A 17,924-nucleotide genomic window follows, 5' to 3' on the forward strand; every position below is an offset into this window, starting at 1 on the left:
TTCTCTCCCTGAAAACATTGTTGTCGCAATCATTTCAGGATTTGGTTATAATAATCGGCTCTAAGCGCCCGTAGCTCAGCTGGATAGAGCGCAGTCCTCCGGAGGAAGCAGTCAGCCGATTTTGAGGGTTCAGGGTAACGGTCAAAAACCGATTGACCAAAACGTTGTAAAATTGAGTCACATTTCATCATGCGCCCGTAGCTCAGCTGGATAGAGCGCGGCCCTCCGGAGGCCGAGGCCAGAGGTTCGAATCCTCTCGGGCGCGCCATTATGACATTCGCCCCAAAACCGCATTTTTGGCCCTGTGCCCTGGATGTGCCCTAGCTGTGCCATGCACTTAAAGTCGTTTAACGTCCAATAGCAAAAAACGACATTCGCCCTTTTTTAGATACTTTGCCTGAAAATCATACTCCATCTCTTTGGTGAAACTCTCTAACTTGATCAGTAGGCGTGTTCAAGACAAAATTTAAAATGACGCTCATGCTGGTCGGGTGTCTCCCAAATAGGGAAAGCACACACAGTTTGCCTTCAACTCCCATCGCTGATTGACAGGGCCCGATGAAGCGTTACGACGCAATAAGCAAGCCGGGTGAATCGTTCGCTCTAATACTCGTCGATATCAGCCAGCAACTTTTCCTGGACGGCCCGACTGAGAAGTCCGCGGCGAAAGGCATCGATCACCGCTCCTTTTTTCACCGACTGCAGGTGCCGCCCAGCCCATTGTAATTCCTCGGCTTTAAGTTGCTGTCCCTTGATATGCAACTCAGACAGCGCTCCCCCCCCCCCCTGGGAATAGCATCTGTACTATTGGTTAGATGATTTACTTTGATTCAGTATTTAAAATCCAGTTTTGTGCATTATTTAATTCACCAAATGCAAAGTGCTTAATTCCTGCGGATACAAAATGATCTGCTATTTTTTCACCGAAATCTCCCAATACGGAGTCCGTAACGAGCGCCACATGAGACACTTTTTTATGGTGCTCTTTAACAAACTGAAAATGCTTTATTAATGAACCAAATGATTCCCAGCCAGGAAATTAGCATTTAATTAATCGTTTATTCGCGTCTCTAATTGGAACTTGCTGAATTTTGATGCCAATAATCAAGGCAACGATACATAACCGGCCTTAGTGGCAATGCTTTGTCCTTCCGGCGATAGAACGAACTTTATAAAGGCTTGTAATACCGGCGAGAGTGGTTGATTCCTAGGCTGATTAATGGCAATGCCCAAAGTGCGACTTATAGGATATTGTCCGGAACGGATAGCATCTGGGGTTGGTGCTATTGCAAGAGCATCTTTATGCGGGGCAATCGCCAGCATATGGATACCTGACGAGGTCATCGAACTGCTGGAAAATCCTATACCGGTATCATCCGAGATCAGTGCATTCACGACGGCGGCGGGCCCTGCCAATGCCTGAAAATCTTTAATAAAATCGCCGCCGCATAAAGCAGTTTCTCTAAACAGACTGTTGGTTCCTGTAGCGACGGTTAAGCCATAGACGCCGATCGGTTGCTGTGCCATTGCGCCTTTTACACCTAATGCGCCCCATGTTTGAATCGGTTGTGATTTGCCACATCGGTAAGTGCTGGAATATACGGAATCAAGGTCTTGAAGAGTAATGCTTGTTAAGGGATTGTCATCATTCACATAAACGGCGACAGCATCCATAATTAACGGAATCACATGAGGTGCATAACCGAAACGAGCTTCAAATGCCTCTTTCTGTTTACTGCTTATTGGGGTTCTTGTAAGTGCTATATCAGCTATGCCGTTAATCAATGCTTCAATACCTGCAGTTCCGCCCGGGTCAGCGATAGTTACCGTGACTAATGGATTTCGCTCTGAAAATGCCTGTGTCCAGTAGGTCATAAGATTGCTTAATACGACAGAACCGGTAACGGCCAAGCGACCTTCAACTGGCACAGGCGGTTGGTTCGTTTCAACAGCGTTGGCCATGATTGCAAAACTCAGAAATGAAAAAAACATTATCAGGTACTTAGCCGGCTTAAAGATGAATCCGTAAAGTGATGTTTTCATAATATTCCTCACTTGTTTTTAATTTAATATCTAATTGGCTTTTAGCCGACTAAAAATACCGGCCCCGGCTCTATTATGCCTGCTTTGTTGAAATATCCAGCTTCTCTTCTATAGCTGTTGACTGATAGCAACGCCGGCGTCAGTTTGCTGCATAAAATTTAAAAACGATTTAGTTTCGTCGGATATTGCTCCAGCAGTCACTGTCTTGTTGTTGCCGTTTTTTCAATTAACACACGCTTTCTGCCCATTCTTTCTCTCATAAATCGATTTCAGTTATTGTTTTGTCCAAGTCACAGCGTCCTCAAATTCTGCCGGTGTACAGGTAGCGATTTGACCATCTATAAAATAAGAGCCGATTTTTGTAGCCCATTCCATCCATTTTTTGTCACTTACTACCGCTACTTTCTCGAAGTCATGTCGATGTTGTATACCAAAGACGGCATCATCCCACGCTGCGCCAAGTTCCCATCCGGTAAAATTTTCGGCTAAATAGAATCCCACTCTGATTTTTCCAAACTTACCTATTAGCTGGTTGAGTTGCGGAATAAAAACTTTCTCGTAATCTTGGCTGGTGAGACTTTCCGTTGCTTTGACTACCAGTGTTCTGCCCGCTGTTTCGTGCATAATTGCTATCATCAAAATCACCTCTTATGGTTTAATCGATCAGTTAACTTCAAAGGTAAAGTAGTGGAAACGTCTTTCCGCCTACTCTTTTTTATATTTATCTACGTTGCAAAATGCTTTTGGGGGTTCAGTCAAAATTACCCCACTTGCACCTGCTCCAACATTGAGATAGACAATTCAATGGCGACATAGCGGCAGGCGTTTTAGGGTTAAGCCGGATTGTTGCGCGCGTTCTTTCGCCATCAAGAGGGTCGCCGCCGCATTGGAGGTGGTCGAACGGTAGCGGTTGAAACCGATAGTTATAGCCGGTAGTCATGATTGCCCTCTTTTAAACTGTCGATAACGCCTGATCAGTGCGTTGGTTGAACTGTCATGATCGAGTTGCGGCTCGTCCGCACTTTTAAGCTCGGCAGCGGTTTTCTGTGCCAATGCTTTGCCTAACTCGACACCCCATTGATCAAATGAATCGATATTCCAGATTCCCCCCTGTGTAAACACGCTGTGCTCGTAAAGCGCGACTAATAAGCCGAGTGTTTTAGGGGTTAACTGTTCGACAAGAAGTGTATTAGTCGGACGATTACCCTCGAATGTGCGATGCGGCGCCAACCGGTCAGAGGTCCCCTCTGCCCTGACTTCAGCCTCCGTCTTACCGAAAGCCAGCGCCTCGGTCTGCGCGAACAGATTTGCCATTAGCAGATCATGCTGATCTCCGAGCGGATTTAAAGTCTGATAGAAACCGATAAAATCGCAGGGAATCAGGCGGGTCCCCTGGTGAAGTAACTGGAAGAAGGAATGCTGGCCATTGGTGCCTGGCTCGCCCCAATAGATCGGTGAAGTTTGATAATCGACACAGATACCGTCTAGCGTTACGTGCTTGCCGTTGCTCTCCATTGTCAATTGCTGCAGGTAAGCAGGGAAACGCTTGAGATATTGGTTGTAAGGAAATACGGCAACAGACTGGGTATCGAAAAAGTTGTTGTACCAGAGCTTAAGCAAGCCTATGATGACAGGAATGTTCCGGTCGAATGGCGCCGTGCGAAAATGCTCATCCATCGCATGGAAGCCTGCAAGCATCGCCCGGAAATTGTCTGGCCCCACGGCGATCATGGTTGATAGACCAATCGCCGAATCCATCGAATAGCGTCCACCGTCCCAATCCCAGAATCCAAACATATTGACGGTGTTGATGCCGAATTTTGTCACTTCTTCGGCATTAGTCGATACGGCAACGAAGTGTTGACGTATGGCATGATCGTCACCGAGTTTATCCAAACACCAGTTACGCGCGGCGCGGGCATTGGTCAGGGTTTCGAGTGTAGTAAAGGTCTTCGAACAGATGATAAACAGCGTTGCTTCGGGATCAAGATCGCGCGTAGCTTCCTGGAAATCAGTGCCGTCTACATTCGAAACGAAACGGAAAGTCAGATCGCGCTGACTGTAATGCCGCAGTGCTTCGTATGCCATCACCGGGCCAAGATCGGAACCGCCTATGCCGATATTGACGATGTTGCGAATACGTTTCCCAGTGTATCCCAGCCATTGACCACTGCGAACCTGCTCTGAAAAGACGGCCATCCTGTCAAGAACAGCATGGACTTCAGCCACCACGTCAACGCCGTCAAGCATGATCCGTTCACCTTCAGGCGCACGCAAGGCCGTGTGCAGAGCGGCTCTTTGTTCAGTCACGTTGATGATTTCGCCATTGAACATGGCCTTAATTCGCTTGCGTAAGCCACATTCATCAGCAAGCTTTATGAGCAACCGCATAGTTTCATCAGTAATACGGTTCTTCGAATAATCCAGGTAAATGCCCGAGGCATCGACCACGAATCGTTCACCGCGCAAAGGATCCTCCGCAAACAGTTGGCGCAGGTGTAAAGGGCGTATCTGTTGATAATGCGCCTGCAATGCTTTCCATGCAGGGCGCTTCGTTAACGGCTGCGTTGAAGAATGAACGGTTATAGTCATTTCTTAATGCACGTTTGCCTCTTCGGCTTTATTTTGGATCAGGATGTCCTTTGCCTTTTCGACTTCCTGTGTACTTCCATGGACAATGAGAATGAATTTGTCAGCCTTCAGCGCAGTTTCGTAGCGAATGACACTGTCTTTAGGGATTCCAATGCTTACAAGTGCACCGCCGAGTGCCGTGAGGCCACCGGTGACGACAGCAGTTTCAAGCGCACCGAGTATCCAGCTTACCAACGGGCCGCCAACCATAACTGGACCTATCCCCGGGATGAGTAAGAATGCGGAGCCGAAAAGGAGCCCCCAAATCCAACCCCAAAACAGGCCGAACTTCCCCCACGTTGCCATGCGATCGCCGGTGTTGTAGTATCCGATAACATTTTCTTCGGTGTGATAGTCCTTCCCTACGACGGAAAGTTTTTTCATATCGTAGCCGGACTGCTGCAATTCCTTGACTGCACTCTCGGCATCCTGGTGGTTGCTAAAGAGCCCAACGGCTGAGTTGTGTTTTTCTGGCATAATGTTTCTCCAAGGTTCGGATGAAAAAGCGCGGCGTTGCCAGCTTAAATTTTCGCCGTCGCGGGTCATACAAAAATTAATCAAGGCGTTTCGGAGAAGCTTCTTAGGACCCAACTGGACTGTCTTAACAGCTAACTCAAAAACTTTTCGCAGATTATTGGATTCGCCTTCTTGGGGGTTAAATACCCGGCGCCTGAACCAACTATCAGACGGATTTATCCTCAATGGTTATTATGTCCGTTTCTCGCAAGGTAGTCTGTTCGCCATCGCGCACACGCAGATGTTTTCAATGCCTACGGGCTCGCTGCAAATCCTATCATTAAGAATTCGTTGCTATAGATTTATCGAGTATTTTCAACCAGTGCATAAGTCGTACAGGGTCATTCATAGCCAACCTCCGCCGAAACCCGCTCGTTGTAAGCCGCTGACGACGTAAGGGCAGGCTCGCATCAATCGCCACAATAAGCCGGTACGATAGTTTTCGATCATCAAAACAATCGGCCCTTGATTAAGTCCGTAATGCCAAGGTGATACCCAGCCATAGGGATTGCTGGATTTTACCGGATGGGTCGGGTTAAAAGTCGCTTTGAAGCCGTAGGGGTTGGACGTTGTTAATTTAACCTGATGGATGCAATAGTCCAATGTAGGCAGCACAATCTCGGGCGCGAACGGCAGAGACGCCACCACTGCCCACGGCGCGAGGGTGCCGTCATCGGGTCCGTAGGGCACACCGCGCCCCAGGTAACCGAAGAATTGGCGCTCGATGCCGCCCACTTTAATCGTGTCAGGGCCGGGGCCGTCGCTTGCAGTGATCCCCCAGCAACACCCGCCATAGCCTTCAAACTTGAGCGGATTGTCCATCGCGTACCTTTGCTGTACATAAGTGGCGCGGCGGCTGTTCTCGAAATAGTCGATGCCCTTAACGCGCATGAACGCGTCCTGAATGCCGCGAAAATCAATCCAGATATGTGAGAGCTGGTGCGTGAATAGCGGCCCGGCGTAAAGATAGTCATATCCGTAACAATGTTCCCACCTGTAAGTCGAAGTCCATGCAACGTAGCAGTTCCCGGGTAGCGGATGAGCGGGCGAGCCCAGCCCCAGAATATACAGCAACATCGCCTCATCGTAGCCTTCCCATCGGTATTTTAGAAATCCGCTTTCGGGCTTCCAGCCGTGCGTAACCGTTGCACCGCCGTCTTGCGCCCACTGCCAATCCGCACGGCAGTAGAGCGCGTCGGCGAGGGTGCGGATTTCATGCTCGTTGGCCGTATCCGCGTCAAAATACACTCCCGCCGTCAATGCGCCCGCCAGCAGAAAAGCGCTATCTACCGTTGACAGTTCGCATTGCCACGCACGCCGACCAGTCCGCATGTCGAGAAAATGATAATAAAAGCCCTTATAGCCGGTGGCGTCGGGTTCGGGACCTTGCGGACTGTTCCAGAAAAACCGCAGCGTAGTCAGCGTTCGTTCTACTGCTGCAGCACGCGACATAAAACCGTGCTCGACAGCCACCGGATAAGCAGCCAACGCAAAGCCGGTAGCGGCAATACTGGCAGGCCAATTCGCTTCAGTCTTGTCGATCACCAGTCCGTTGTCCGGATTCGTCTCATGCAGAAAGTAGCTGAATGATTTGAGCTGAAGCATTTCCAACTCAGCGTCAGTGGTTAATTTCTTGCTGCTCATGGGTTCTCCTGGTCTGCCGGCTTCGGAATAAACTCAATTAAAACGTCGGCGATGGCGTGTGGCGGTAGCATGATATCAAGTGCGTTTTCCGGTTCAATCATGTTCTGTCCTCAAGCCATTTCCCGACGACGCCCCTCCCGCAAGAGCGTCGTTGACGATGGCCTGAGCTTCCTCCAGAATGTGGCGTAGATGCACCTCTCCAAGAAAGCTCTCGGCATATATTTTGTAAATGTCTTCGGTGCCTGACGGACGTGCCGCGAACCATCCACTTTCGGTGATTACCTTCAACCCACCGATGGGCGCACTGTTGCCCGGCGCCTGAGTGATGACAGTCCGGATTTTTTCGCCCGCCAGATCGGTGAGTTTAACCTGCTCGGGTGAGAGTTTAGCCAGCAGTTCTTTTTGCTCCACAGTGGCCGATGCCTCAACGCGGTCATAGGCAGGCTCACCGAACTCGTCCGTAAGTTCCCGGTAGATTCCACCGGGATCGCGGCCCATTCGGGCCATGATCTCAGCCGCCAGCAAAGCCGGAACAATGCCATCTTTGTCTGTCGTCCAAACGTTGCCATCCATGCGGGCAAAGGAGGCTCCCGCACTTTCTTCCCCGCCAAAGGACTTATGTTCATTTCCACATTACCTCAGAGTCTGCCTTTGCTGCGGCAGCAAGAAGATTAATGAGCGGCAGCGCTCGATTAGCCATGCTCACGATCGGCTCATCCGCATCCTTGTCCTCAACTAGCGAGGAGGCTTTTTCTGCCTTGATAGCGGCTGTTAACCGACTCAGGGCCGCAGGGACATCTGCCGCCAGAATCGCACCGGGCACGGTTGCACTGTGTCCCATCATTTTCAGCAAAGAAAGCGCGACATCCCCGAATAGGGTGATGTCGGCATAGGCATTGGTCGTAAACGTCACAAGCATAGTGTTCTCCTCGAAGGAATAAGTAGTATCTGCTTGCGCACAGCCATTAACTCTACGCTTATAGGTTTTTATTCAACCGGATGTGTCCTTTGCATTCGTGGCACCCAGGCATTTTCACTAGCACAACCTTTAGTCACAGCGCGATTAAAAAAATTCCGCCGACTAAATTCAGGACAGCCTCATCTCACTGCTTAAAACGTGACGCATCAATTGTTCCTTGGCTGCAGCAACAACGTGAGCAGGCTCGAACCCGAAGTGCTGTGCTACAACCTTCATCGGTGCGGACAGTCCGAAGGTATCCAGGCCAAGGATGGTTCCACCGAAGCCGGTATAGCGCTCCCAGCCGAAGCTGGACGCCGCTTCGACGGCAACGCGCGCGGTTATCTCCGGCGGCAGTACGCTGTCGCGATATTCCTGGCTTTGGCTCTCGAACAGTTCCCACGACGGCATGCTGATCACGCGCGCATTGATTCCCTCTGCTTTCAGTTGCTCATATGCCGCAATGCACAGCGCAACTTCGCTGCCGGTCGCCAGCAACAGTACGTCAGGATTATGGTTCAGGGCGTCGGCGAGCACGTAGGCGCCACGCGCCACGCCACTCGCTGGCGCGTATCGGGTGCGGTCAAGCGTCGCCACCGCCTGTCGCGTCAACACCAGGCAAACAGGACGATCCTTAAGTTGCATGATTACCCGCCAGGCCTCGACCACCTCGTTCGCGTCGGCCGGGCGCACTACCATCATGCCGGGCATTGCGCGCAAAGATGCGAGTTGTTCGACGGGCTGATGAGTGGGCCCGTCTTCACCCATGCTGATCGAATCATGCGTCCAGATGGTGATGACAGGAATCTCCATCATCGCGCCAAGCCTCAGCGCACCACGGCAGTAGTCGGTGAAAATCAGGAAACTGGCGGTATAAGGCCGCAGATTCGACAGGCTGAGTCCGTTGCTGATGGCACACATCGCGTGCTCGCGCACGCCGTAGTGGAAATTGCGTCCACGGTAATCGCCGGCTTCACCCGGCGCCTGAAAATCACCGGCAGACTCGAAGCTCAAGTGGGTTTTTGTTGACGGATCCAGGTCTGCCGCACCGCCCAGCAGCCACGGCATTTTTTCGGCGATGGCGTTCAGCACTTTGCCCGACGAATCACGCGTCGCCATGCCCTTCGTATTTGCCGGAAAGGTCGGTAGAGCGCTATCCCAGCTTTCGGGCAAGTCACGGCGCTGCATACAATCTATCTGTTCGGCGAGCTCCGGGTAGTGTATGCGATAGGCAGCGAACAGTTTCTCCCAGGCGGCATGAGCCGTTACGCCGCGACGGCCAAGTTGTTCCCGGAAATGCGCCGGGACGCCGTCAGGCACATAGAACTGGGCGTCGGGATCCCAGCCATAGAACTCCTTCGCCAGTCGGACTTCTTCAGCGCCGAGCGGCTCGCCGTGAGCTTCTCGCGTATCCTGTTTGTGCGGGGCGCCATAGCCGATGTGGCTCTGCACGATGAGCAGGGTGGGACGATCATGGGTATCGAGAAAAGTGTTATAGCTGCGCGTCAATAGCTCCAGATCGTTGGCATCGGCTACGCGCGTGACATTCCAGCCGTAGCCGAGAAAGCGCGCCGCCACATCCTCGGTGAACGTGATGCGGGTTGAGCCCTCGATGCTGATATGGTTATCGTCGTAAATCCAGCACAGGTTGGCGAGCTGGAGGTGGCCTGCCAGGGATGCCGCCTCGCTGCTGATCCCTTCCATCATGTCGCCGTCGCTGCACAAGGCATACACCTTATGCTCGAACAGCTCATAACCGGGACGGTTATAGGTGGCCGCCAGCCAACGTTCCGCGATGGCCATGCCGACGCTGGTCGCCGCGCCTTGCCCAAGCGGCCCGGTGGTGGTCTCCACGCCGGAGGTCCATCCGTACTCGGGGTGGCCGGTACACCGGCTGCCAGCCTGGCGAAAACGCTTGATGTCGTCGAGCGTTACGGCCAGACCGCCGACCTGTTTATAGCTTGGGTTCATCGCCTTGACCTCGCACAGATAAAGCAGGCTATACAGCAGCATCGACGCGTGATCGGCCGATAGCACGAAGCGGTCGCGGTTCGGCCAGTTGGGGTCCTCCGGGTCGTAGCGCAGAAAACGCTGCCATAAAAACAGTAGGCCGTCGGTGCGGCATCCATGGGCGTACCTGGATGTCCGGACTGAGCCTGTTGCACGGCGTCGATGGAAAGTGTGCGCAAGGTATTGATGCACAGCTGGTCAAGTTGCGTTGTGATTGTCATGGCTTTATTCCATTTGGATGGATCTGCGTAAGTACGGCGCTTTTTGACGCAATGCAGTCCATCAGATCGCGCCATGATTTTGCGAAAGATTGCGCGCTCTCTCGCTGGAGTTGGCCGGCAAGCGCCGTATCGTCCACACCTGCCCTCGCAAACTCGGCGAGCAGCATTTCGGCATCACCACCATCATCCGGCAAGGCGTTTTTCACTTCACCGTGCTCAGCGAAGGCAAGAAGCGTCTTCTCGGGCATGGTGTTGATGGTATCCGGAGCCGCGAGCACTTGAATGTAAAGGGTATCTGAGGCTGCTGGATCCTTGGTGCCGGTACTGGCCCACAGCAGGCGTTGCGGCCTTGCGCCGGCATCGGCCAGTTTCTGCCAATAAGGGCGACACCTCCAGCGATACCCAGCCGTCAACTTCGCCGGTGGCGTCGTGGACCGGACGAAAGAGATCGGCTGCCTGGGTCAGGTCTTCCAATGCCAGCTCGAAAAAGAGTGCTTCGCCTGACTTGTCGGCAAGTGCTTTCTTACGAATGTCTGCGTCGTAAAAGTCGGCATTCCTGATGGCTTGATCGAAGATCGTGGGGTTAGAGGTCAGTCCCGTCAAAGAAAGCTCGCTGATATAGTGGCCCAGCGTACCGCTCGTCAGCAGCCCGCGCGTGATGTTGTCGAGCCAGAGGCTTTGACCGAGATCGTGCAGTTGTTGTGTGGCTTTCATGATAGCTCCTATTATGTGCTGTCGGCTTTGGGGATGCCGAGCAAGGTGGAAAAATCGTAATCGATCAGGTCGCCGATATGTTCAATCGTTATATCAGCTGGCGGATAGGCGGCGATATTCCCTGGGTCGAGCGCGTAGTGGCCCTGGCGAGGGAATAGGGTCGTCAGACGATCTCCCCAGATCTTTTTCATTGCCGCCAGAATGCGCAGCTTGTCGTCCACCATGACGTAATGTCGAGCCGGGTAACGCTGCTCGACGTCATCTAGCATTTGCTCTTTGTGCAGGTAGATAAGCACCCGGCCTTCGACCGCATCCCACAATCCCGATCGTTGTGCCTTGCGCGGCTGGAACACCACGTCACCATCCGACAGAATCACCGTTGTTCCCCAACGGCGGAGATATGCGATGACGTCGAGCGCGCCAGGGTACAAGCGCTCTGCAAAAGGATAGTCCACTAAAAATGCAGACATCAGCAGCAACCGCGGATCATTCATGGCACCAACACGATAGCGTTGCAAGGCGCCCAGATAGTCCGCATAGCCCAGTTCAATACGTAGCGCTTCGAAAATCTTCCAATATCTGTCCCGGCTCTCTTCGCCAAATTCATATGCAAGATGGTCGCCCAGATCGGCTACGATGCGGTCGTTATCGAGCAGGGTGTTGTCAATGTCCAGCAGGAACACCACTTCGTTTGCTGCTGTCATGTTGTCTTCTCAACCGGTATGGGATTGTGCCAACTTCCATCTGCCGCAATGAGCGCATCAGCTTGTTTCGGCCCCCAACTGCCGGGCTTGTAGCGGTGAGCCTTGTGGTGATCACTAAGCACTGGATCGACTACAGCCCAGGCGGCCTCTACCGCATCCTCACGAATAAAGAGCGCTCCGTCGCCAGCCATGGCGTCTTCCAAAAGTCGCTCGTAGGGTGTTTCCTGTCCCGGCTGTTCATCCAGCAAGTAGAGCTCACGCTGGTCGCCGACGAATTCCTTGCCTGCACGCTTGACACGCGCGGCGATGGCAACTGCGGAGTTGGGAGAGAGTCGAAAACGCAGATAATTGGGCCGACCGACCACCGGCGCCGAATCGTCGAACAGCCTTTGCGGTGGCCGCTTTAACTCCACCAAAACCTCGGCTGCTGTTGCAGCCAGACATTTGCCGGAACGCAGGTACCATGGCACACCCTCCCAGCGCCACGAATCGATAAAAAGCCGCAGGGCGCAGAACGTCTCGACATCCGACCCCTTAGCCACGCCCTGCTCTTTCCGGTAGCCTGAGTACTGGCCGCGCACCACGTCTTCAGGGTGCAGAGGCCGTATGGCCTGGAACACTTTGGCTTTTTCGCTGTGGACGGCGCCAAATCCCTGATAGGCAGGCGGTTCCATGGCAAGCAGCGCGACGATCTGGAACAGGTGGTTCTGGATGACGTCGCGCAAACATCCGACACTTTCGTAAAATGCGCCGCGGCCTTTTACGCCGAAATCCTCGCACAGCGTAATCTGCACGCTGGCCACGCAGTTACGGTTCCAGATCGGTTCAAGAAACGAATTGGCAAAACGGAAATAGAGGATATTCATAATCGCCTCCTTCCCGAGATAGTGGTCGATGCGGAAGATCGAATCTTCCACGAACACCGACAGCGCCGTGCGGTTGAGCTCCCGAGTCGAGGCCAGGTCGCGCCCGAACGGCTTTTCAACGATGACACGCGCCTGATTGGCTAACCCCACAGCCCCTAGCCCTTTGATAACCGTCGCGAACAGCGCGGGTGGAATCGCAAGATAATGCGCCGGGTGTCGGGCATCGCCCAGCGTCTGTTTGAGCGCTTTGAACGTGTCCGGGTCGTTGTAATCACCGCCCACATACTGGAGCTTGGAAAGCAGGTGGTCGAAGGCGTTCCGGTCATCAATCTTGCCGGCTTGCTTGATACTGTCCGTCGCCTGCTGGCGCACTTGCGCCAGGTTCCATTTCGAGGAGGCGACGCCTACCACCGGGACATTGAGGGCGCCACGCTTGGCCATCGCATAGAGTGCCGGAAAGATCATCTTGTGGGCGAGGTCGCCAGTCACGCCGAAGATCACCAATGCATCAGCCGACGTCGTGCGCTTATAGTTATTGTGCATCTCAGTACCCTCTTCTTCTCATCATGCCCACCAAATTCGCCCTTTCGCCGATTTTCACCATTAACTTTCTGACGCCGTCGCGTGGAGACGTCGAAAAGAGTTTCGGCTAAGTCAAGTTGTCGGCTCCGCCAAAAATAATGGACACGGCTGGGTCGATTGAACATTCGTTTTCATGTTTCTTCTCCCTTTTCCCAGTCCGTATGGAAGGCACCCTTGGCATCGTTCCGCTCATAGGTGTGCGCACCGAAATAATCGCGTTGGGCCTGGATGAGATTGGCCGGCAGCCAGATGCTGCGATAAGCGTCGAAATAACCCAACGAAACCATCAACCCCGGAGTCGGCACCCCTAACTCGGCCGCTTGGCACACCACTTGGCGCAAATCTTCCTGATGCTCCATGAGCTTGCGCGACAAGTTGGGATCCAGTAGCAAGTTCGGCAGATTGTGCTTCGCTCGAAACGCCGCGCAGATGTCTTCCAGCAACGCAGCACGGATGATGCAGCCGCCACGCCATATCCGCGTCACGGCTTCAAGATCGAGGCGATACTGGTATTTTTCCGAAGCAACCGCCAAAAGTGCCATACCCTGCGCATAGGTGATGATTATCGCGGCAAAAAGAGCGCGGCCAAGTTGTTCCTGAAACAGGTTACGGTTGCCAACGAAGCGCCGCTGGGATCGCTGATAAATTACGCTGGCCAGCTCCCGTTCCGTCGCAAACACGGATAAGTCCCGCATCGCGACCGCCAGGTCAATGGTTGGGATCGGCACTTGCAGTTCCATTGCACTTTGTGAGGTCCACATGCCGGTGCCTTTCTGTTTGGCCACATCAAGGATTTCGGAGATCAGCCGCTTACCGGTTTTCTCGTCCTGTTTTGAGAAAATATGACTGGTGATCTCCACCAGATAGCCATTGAGCTCTCCCTTATCCCATAAAGCATAGATCTCATGCATTTCATCATCGTTCAAGCCCCAACCACGTTTCATCAGGTCGTAGGTCTCGGCGATCAATTGCATGACACCGTATTCGATGCCGTTGTGGACCATCTTCACGAAGTGGCCGGCCGAACCTGAACCGAGGTATGTCACGCACGGATCGCCATTGACCTTCGCAGCAGTAGCTTCAAAGACGGGGCGGACTCGTTCGTAGGCGTCTTTCGGCCCACCTGGCATGATACTCGGTCCGTAACGCGCACCTTTTGCGCCACCCGAGACGCCCACCCCGAGAAATTGGATGCCTTTTGCCGTCAGGTGGCGGGTACGCATGTCGGTGTCTTTGAAGTAGGAGTTGCCAGCATCAATGATGAGATCGCCCTTGTCCAAGTACGGCAATAAATCCTTGATGACCGAATCGACGGGCGCACCAGCGGGCACGAGTATGATGACCGCACGGGGTGGGCGGAGCATGGCAATGAAGTCATTTATATTCTCCGTCCCGCAGATGTCCCGATCGGCCGATTCCTTCCTGAGGGCTTCGACCTGGCTTGGTTCCTTGTCATAGCCCACCACCGAAAAGCCATGGTCACCCATGTTCAGCACGAGATTGCGCCCCATGACGCCCAGACCGACCATGCCGATTGCATACCGTTGTTGTGATTGCTTATTGGACATGGCTATGTCTCCAGAGAAGTTGGTGGGAAATTGGTGGAATTGATTTTTATCTTCACCCTTTCCTCCATGCCAGCACGTTGTTCGCGTTTGTTTATTTACCGCTCAGCCTCGCCCCGGTCCTAGCCTGCTTGGCGATCTGCGGTGTCAAACAGATCGGTTTCTTGGACAATAGCAGCGTGACAGTTGGATCAAACACCCGATACTCAAGCAGTTACACACGATCATTCACGAGGAATCAGACCAGCGCAAAACTCCAAACGAACACTGCTCAACCCCAGAGCATAAATACCCCATAAACCGCTATCACAGTCGCCACCAGTTGCGCTCCGCACACTGTCAGCAGAAAATTGACGCGGAGCGTAGTACGACCAGAACGAGCCGCGCTTGCGCGACAGGAAAATCGTCAAATGTCCCGCCACGGACAGCTGCGAATATATCTGCGTCTGGATGTGCTCGCAATCAAGGTTAATATGCACAGTGTCCTGACGATATTTCACACTATGGAGTGTCAATCAGCCTCGAATATTTGTCAATCAACAACGTCAAAATCGATCAATAAGATTACTATCTTATTGCTTTATCATTCGTCTACTAGTACAACGAACCAAGTACGACGCGGGTATTCAACTTATTGTTGCTGGAAAATGACAAGGTCAAGAGCGCCCACCGAGGCGTAAAAAAGGCCGTGAGTCCTTCACAAAAGTGAGCTTTGAAACAAGAATTGACTTGAAAATGCCCGAATATCTAAAAAACCAATAATTCAGAGGCTTAGCAGCATGGTGGTTTAAATTGCAAATAACAGAGGTTACCTTATGAGTGATACTCAGACATCCTTAAGAAATAATATTCGGCTGTTGGGTCGATTGCTTGGAGAAACCATTCAACGGCATTTGGGAGAGACGTTTTTCGATAAAATTGAGACTATCCGCACGCTTGCACTACAAGCCAGGCATGGACAATTGCAAAGTAAACAAACCCTCATCGAAATCCTTCGCCAGTTGCCTGATGATGAATTATTGCCGGTCGTCAAAGCATTTAACCAGTTTTTAAACCTGGCCAACATTGCCGAACAGTATGATTCGGTTAAGCGCCAACGTTCTAACTTAGATGTTAGGGACACAATCGATGCTAGTCTGGCAGAAATATTAAGCCGAGGTGTTACTCAACAAGAACTTTATGCGGCAATTGATGCGTTATCGATTGATCTGGTGTTAACGGCTCATCCTACTGAAGTAGTACGCAGAACCTTAATCCGGAAATATGAGGTCGTTGCCGAATTGCTTGAAGCATTGGATCATAATGATTTATCAGTTCATGAGGTGGAGGACATCACTCGAACACTACGCCAAGTGATTACGGAAGTCTGGCACACTAATGAGATTAGAAAGCTAAGACCGACACCGATCGAAGAAGCACAGTGGGGAGTTGCCGTTATTGAAAATTCCTTTTGGCAGGCTATTCCCCGGTTTGCCCGTTCCTTAGATCAGGCAATAAGACAATGTACGGGAGCTCACTTGTCCCTAGACCGCTTTCCAGTTCAGCTTTCTTCATGGATGGGCGGGGACAGGGATGGCAATCCAAACGTTACGGCTGCCGTGACGGAACGCGTGATTCTTCATGGTCGCTGTAGTGCTGCAAAGATGTATCTCAAAGATGTTAATACTTTGATCGCCCAATTATCGATGCAATTTTGTTCGGAGGAGCTGAAGTCAATGGTAGGCGATTCGGAAGAACCCTATCGAACTTTACTGGAACTGGTGAAGGACAAACTGCGCGCAACACGGGATTGGTGCCAATACAAGATAGATCACGACAAAGCCCTTGACCTCGATATTTATCATTGCACCCACGAACTATTAGCCCCATTGCAATTATGTTATCGTTCACTGGAACAGCAGGGACTCAGTGTTATTGCCAATGGTGAATTGCTCGATACCATTCGCCGACTGCAATGTTTTGGCTTAACCTTGTCCAAGCTGGATATCAGACAAGAAGCCTCGCGACATACGGATGTTCTGGCGGAAATTCTCCAATATCTAGAGCTGGGCAATTACAAAAGCTGGGATGAACAACAACGCCAAATTTTTTTACTTCAGGAACTGCGAAATAAACGGCCACTATTACCAGTCGGCTGGAAAGGCTCGGCTGACACCAATGAGGTTATCGATACTTTTCGAGTAATCGCCGGACAGCAAATCGAATACTTAGGCGCCTATGTAATTTCGATGGCGGCAAATCCTTCCGATGTGTTAGCGGTCAAACTTTTGCTCAAAGAATTTGGTGCCGACCTTAATCTAAGCGTTGTACCGCTGTTTGAAACCCTGGTTGATCTTGCCGGTGCCTCACAATGCATCGACTCGTTGTTGTCGTTGTCCGATTACAGGACCATTATGGGCGATCATCAGCAAGTCATGATCGGCTACTCGGATTCAGCTAAAGACGCCGGTCAAGCAGCTGCAGCTTGGGCGCAGTATCAAGCCCAGGAACAACTGGTGAAACTATTTCATCAACATGCTACGCCATTTACGTTGTTTCACGGTCGAGGCGGATCAGTTGGGCGCGGCGGGGGACCGGCTCATTTAGCGATTCTTGCGCAAGCGCCGGGGTCTGTTAACGGACGCTTACGCGTTACTGAACAGGGTGAAATGATTCGTTTTAAATTTGGCACTTCGAAACTGACCACTCAAACCCTGAGTATGTATGTATCGGCCGTTGTTCAGGCAACGCTCTTACCGCCTCCAGAGGTCAAACCGCTTTGGCGCAAACAGATGACCTCAATTGCCTGCCAAGCGGTAACAAGCTATCGGCACTTCACCCAAGATAACGAAGAATTTGAAATTTATTTTCAACAAGTGTCGCCTATCAAGGAACTCGGTCAACTAGCGTTAGGAAGTCGGCCTAACAATCGGGGTGCTGATAAAGGTATCAAATCACTACGAGCCATTCCCTGGACTTTTGCCTGGATGCAAATTCGATTAATGGTTCCCGCCTGGCTAGGTACCGAACAAGCGCTGGCGGGAGCAAACGACCAAATGTTGAAAAATTTGCAGGACATGCATCGTCACTGGCCTTTCTTCCGCACTCATATCGATCTAGTGGAAATGGTCTTAGCCAAGACCGACAGTGACATGGTTGAATATTATGAAAAGTTGCTGGTCGATAGCCGGCTTCACCCTTTAGGAAAACAATTAAGACAACAGTTATCCAATTTAAAAGACAGCGTCAATCTGATTAAAAGGCAATCGCATTTGCTGGACAATGAGCCATTGCTTAGGGATGCAATCAATTTAAGAAATCCCTACCTCGATCCCTTACATTATCTGCAGGCGGAAATGCTTAGACGGTTACGCTTCAATAAAGAACATCAGGATACGGTACAGCAAGCTTTGCAGGTCACTATTGCTGGAATTGCAGCCGGGATGCGTAATACCGGATAATGACTTCCTTCTCCTCCATAGGTTTCCTAA

General features: G+C 51.8%; 16 protein-coding genes, 1 tRNA gene and 2 pseudogenes. 3 read left to right on the forward strand and 16 right to left on the reverse strand.

Annotated features, from left to right (window positions below; genetic code table 11):
• The first annotated feature begins 191 nt into the window (after window positions 1–191).
• Together METLA_RS0106270 and METLA_RS22910 are read left to right on the forward strand one after the other, a co-directional pair.
• Window positions 192–268: transfer RNA gene (locus METLA_RS0106270), tRNA-Arg, on the forward strand.
• 290 nt (window positions 269–558) lie between these two features.
• Complete coding sequence (locus tag METLA_RS22910; RefSeq protein WP_161635388.1) at window positions 559–726, forward strand: hypothetical protein; 168 nt, start codon at window positions 559–561, stop codon at window positions 724–726.
• A gap of 94 nt (window positions 727–820) precedes the next feature.
• Here the strand turns inward: METLA_RS22910 and METLA_RS23935 are convergent.
• The 16 genes and pseudogenes from METLA_RS23935 to gndA form a co-directional block, all read right to left on the reverse strand.
• Window positions 821–1,024, reverse strand: a pseudogene (locus METLA_RS23935) (SpoIIAA family protein); the annotation flags it as partial.
• Window positions 1,025–1,104: 80 nt separating this feature from the next.
• Complete coding sequence (locus tag METLA_RS0106285) at window positions 1,105–2,043, reverse strand: PstS family phosphate ABC transporter substrate-binding protein (protein ID WP_024297732.1); 939 nt, start codon at window positions 2,041–2,043, stop codon at window positions 1,105–1,107.
• 273 nt (window positions 2,044–2,316) lie between these two features.
• Window positions 2,317–2,679 (reverse strand): SpoIIAA family protein, encoded by a 363-nt coding sequence (locus METLA_RS0106290; RefSeq protein ID WP_024297733.1) that lies wholly within the window; start codon window positions 2,677–2,679, stop codon window positions 2,317–2,319.
• A 300-nt stretch (window positions 2,680–2,979) separates the two neighbouring features.
• The gene (gene pgi, locus METLA_RS0106295) at window positions 2,980–4,635 is read right to left on the reverse strand and encodes a glucose-6-phosphate isomerase (protein ID WP_029646464.1); all 1,656 of its coding nucleotides are present in this window, start codon (window positions 4,633–4,635) and stop codon (window positions 2,980–2,982) included.
• 3 nt (window positions 4,636–4,638) lie between these two features.
• Window positions 4,639–5,151, reverse strand: a complete 513-nt coding sequence (locus METLA_RS0106300) for a general stress protein (RefSeq protein WP_024297735.1) — start codon at window positions 5,149–5,151, stop codon at window positions 4,639–4,641.
• Between the two features lie 384 nt (window positions 5,152–5,535).
• Complete coding sequence (locus METLA_RS0106305; protein WP_024297736.1) at window positions 5,536–6,834, reverse strand: glucoamylase family protein; 1,299 nt, start codon at window positions 6,832–6,834, stop codon at window positions 5,536–5,538.
• Window positions 6,835–6,927: 93 nt separating this feature from the next.
• Window positions 6,928–7,245, reverse strand: coding sequence for a hypothetical protein (locus tag METLA_RS0106315; RefSeq protein ID WP_281171970.1), 318 nt, complete (start codon window positions 7,243–7,245; stop codon window positions 6,928–6,930).
• Window positions 7,246–7,299: 54 nt separating this feature from the next.
• Window positions 7,300–7,437: pseudogene (locus METLA_RS23705) on the reverse strand (hypothetical protein); the annotation flags it as partial.
• Between the two features lie 19 nt (window positions 7,438–7,456).
• Window positions 7,457–7,753, reverse strand: coding sequence for a DUF1840 domain-containing protein (locus METLA_RS0106320; RefSeq protein ID WP_024297738.1), 297 nt, complete (start codon window positions 7,751–7,753; stop codon window positions 7,457–7,459).
• A 168-nt stretch (window positions 7,754–7,921) separates the two neighbouring features.
• Window positions 7,922–9,877, reverse strand: coding sequence for a transketolase (gene tkt, locus METLA_RS20670; RefSeq protein ID WP_245598849.1), 1,956 nt, complete (start codon window positions 9,875–9,877; stop codon window positions 7,922–7,924).
• Complete coding sequence (locus tag METLA_RS23460; protein ID WP_342665855.1) at window positions 9,760–10,098, reverse strand: hypothetical protein; 339 nt, start codon at window positions 10,096–10,098, stop codon at window positions 9,760–9,762. Before METLA_RS23460 ends, tkt begins: the two co-directional genes overlap by 118 nt.
• Entirely contained in the window at window positions 10,020–10,358 is a 339-nt protein-coding gene (locus tag METLA_RS23170) for a transaldolase family protein (RefSeq protein WP_245598850.1), read from the reverse strand. The genes METLA_RS23460 and METLA_RS23170 overlap by 79 nt, the downstream gene beginning before the upstream one ends.
• Complete coding sequence (locus tag METLA_RS20675; RefSeq protein WP_024297740.1) at window positions 10,240–10,737, reverse strand: transaldolase family protein; 498 nt, start codon at window positions 10,735–10,737, stop codon at window positions 10,240–10,242. The genes METLA_RS23170 and METLA_RS20675 overlap by 119 nt, the downstream gene beginning before the upstream one ends.
• Window positions 10,738–10,748: 11 nt before the next feature.
• Window positions 10,749–11,441, reverse strand: a complete 693-nt coding sequence (locus METLA_RS0106335; protein WP_024297741.1) for an HAD family hydrolase — start codon at window positions 11,439–11,441, stop codon at window positions 10,749–10,751.
• The gene (gene zwf / locus METLA_RS0106340) at window positions 11,438–12,850 is read right to left on the reverse strand and encodes a glucose-6-phosphate dehydrogenase (RefSeq protein ID WP_024297742.1); all 1,413 of its coding nucleotides are present in this window, start codon (window positions 12,848–12,850) and stop codon (window positions 11,438–11,440) included. Before zwf ends, METLA_RS0106335 begins: the two co-directional genes overlap by 4 nt.
• Window positions 12,851–13,020: 170 nt before the next feature.
• Window positions 13,021–14,457, reverse strand: a complete 1,437-nt coding sequence (gene gndA, locus METLA_RS0106345) for an NADP-dependent phosphogluconate dehydrogenase (RefSeq protein ID WP_024297743.1) — start codon at window positions 14,455–14,457, stop codon at window positions 13,021–13,023.
• Between the two features lie 812 nt (window positions 14,458–15,269).
• On the opposite strand from gndA, the gene ppc reads away from it, so the two are divergent.
• The gene (ppc, locus tag METLA_RS0106350; RefSeq protein ID WP_024297744.1) at window positions 15,270–17,894 is read left to right on the forward strand and encodes a phosphoenolpyruvate carboxylase; all 2,625 of its coding nucleotides are present in this window, start codon (window positions 15,270–15,272) and stop codon (window positions 17,892–17,894) included.
• The last annotated feature ends 30 nt before the right edge of the window (window positions 17,895–17,924 follow it).

This window comes from Methylomicrobium lacus LW14, assembly GCF_000527095.1.
GTDB lineage: Bacteria > Pseudomonadota > Gammaproteobacteria > Methylococcales > Methylomonadaceae > Methylomicrobium > Methylomicrobium lacus.

What these genes read in the sequence shown, in the direction of transcription:
- METLA_RS22910 (WP_161635388.1), top strand. Translation starts at nt 559, where the DNA reads ATGAAGCGTTACGACGCAATAAGCAAGCCGGGTGAATCGTTCGCTCTA.
- METLA_RS0106285 (WP_024297732.1), bottom strand. Translation starts at nt 2,043, where the DNA reads ATGAAAACATCACTTTACGGATTCATCTTTAAGCCGGCTAAGTACCTG.
- METLA_RS0106290 (WP_024297733.1), bottom strand. Translation starts at nt 2,679, where the DNA reads ATGATAGCAATTATGCACGAAACAGCGGGCAGAACACTGGTAGTCAAA.
- pgi (WP_029646464.1), bottom strand. Translation starts at nt 4,635, where the DNA reads ATGACTATAACCGTTCATTCTTCAACGCAGCCGTTAACGAAGCGCCCT.
- METLA_RS0106300 (WP_024297735.1), bottom strand. Translation starts at nt 5,151, where the DNA reads ATGCCAGAAAAACACAACTCAGCCGTTGGGCTCTTTAGCAACCACCAG.
- METLA_RS0106305 (WP_024297736.1), bottom strand. Translation starts at nt 6,834, where the DNA reads ATGAGCAGCAAGAAATTAACCACTGACGCTGAGTTGGAAATGCTTCAG.
- METLA_RS0106320 (WP_024297738.1), bottom strand. Translation starts at nt 7,753, where the DNA reads ATGCTTGTGACGTTTACGACCAATGCCTATGCCGACATCACCCTATTC.
- METLA_RS23460 (WP_342665855.1), bottom strand. Translation starts at nt 10,098, where the DNA reads ATGGCGCGATCTGATGGACTGCATTGCGTCAAAAAGCGCCGTACTTAC.
- METLA_RS20675 (WP_024297740.1), bottom strand. Translation starts at nt 10,737, where the DNA reads ATGAAAGCCACACAACAACTGCACGATCTCGGTCAAAGCCTCTGGCTC.
- METLA_RS0106335 (WP_024297741.1), bottom strand. Translation starts at nt 11,441, where the DNA reads ATGACAGCAGCAAACGAAGTGGTGTTCCTGCTGGACATTGACAACACC.
- zwf (WP_024297742.1), bottom strand. Translation starts at nt 12,850, where the DNA reads ATGCACAATAACTATAAGCGCACGACGTCGGCTGATGCATTGGTGATC.
- gndA (WP_024297743.1), bottom strand. Translation starts at nt 14,457, where the DNA reads ATGTCCAATAAGCAATCACAACAACGGTATGCAATCGGCATGGTCGGT.
- ppc (WP_024297744.1), top strand. Translation starts at nt 15,270, where the DNA reads ATGAGTGATACTCAGACATCCTTAAGAAATAATATTCGGCTGTTGGGT.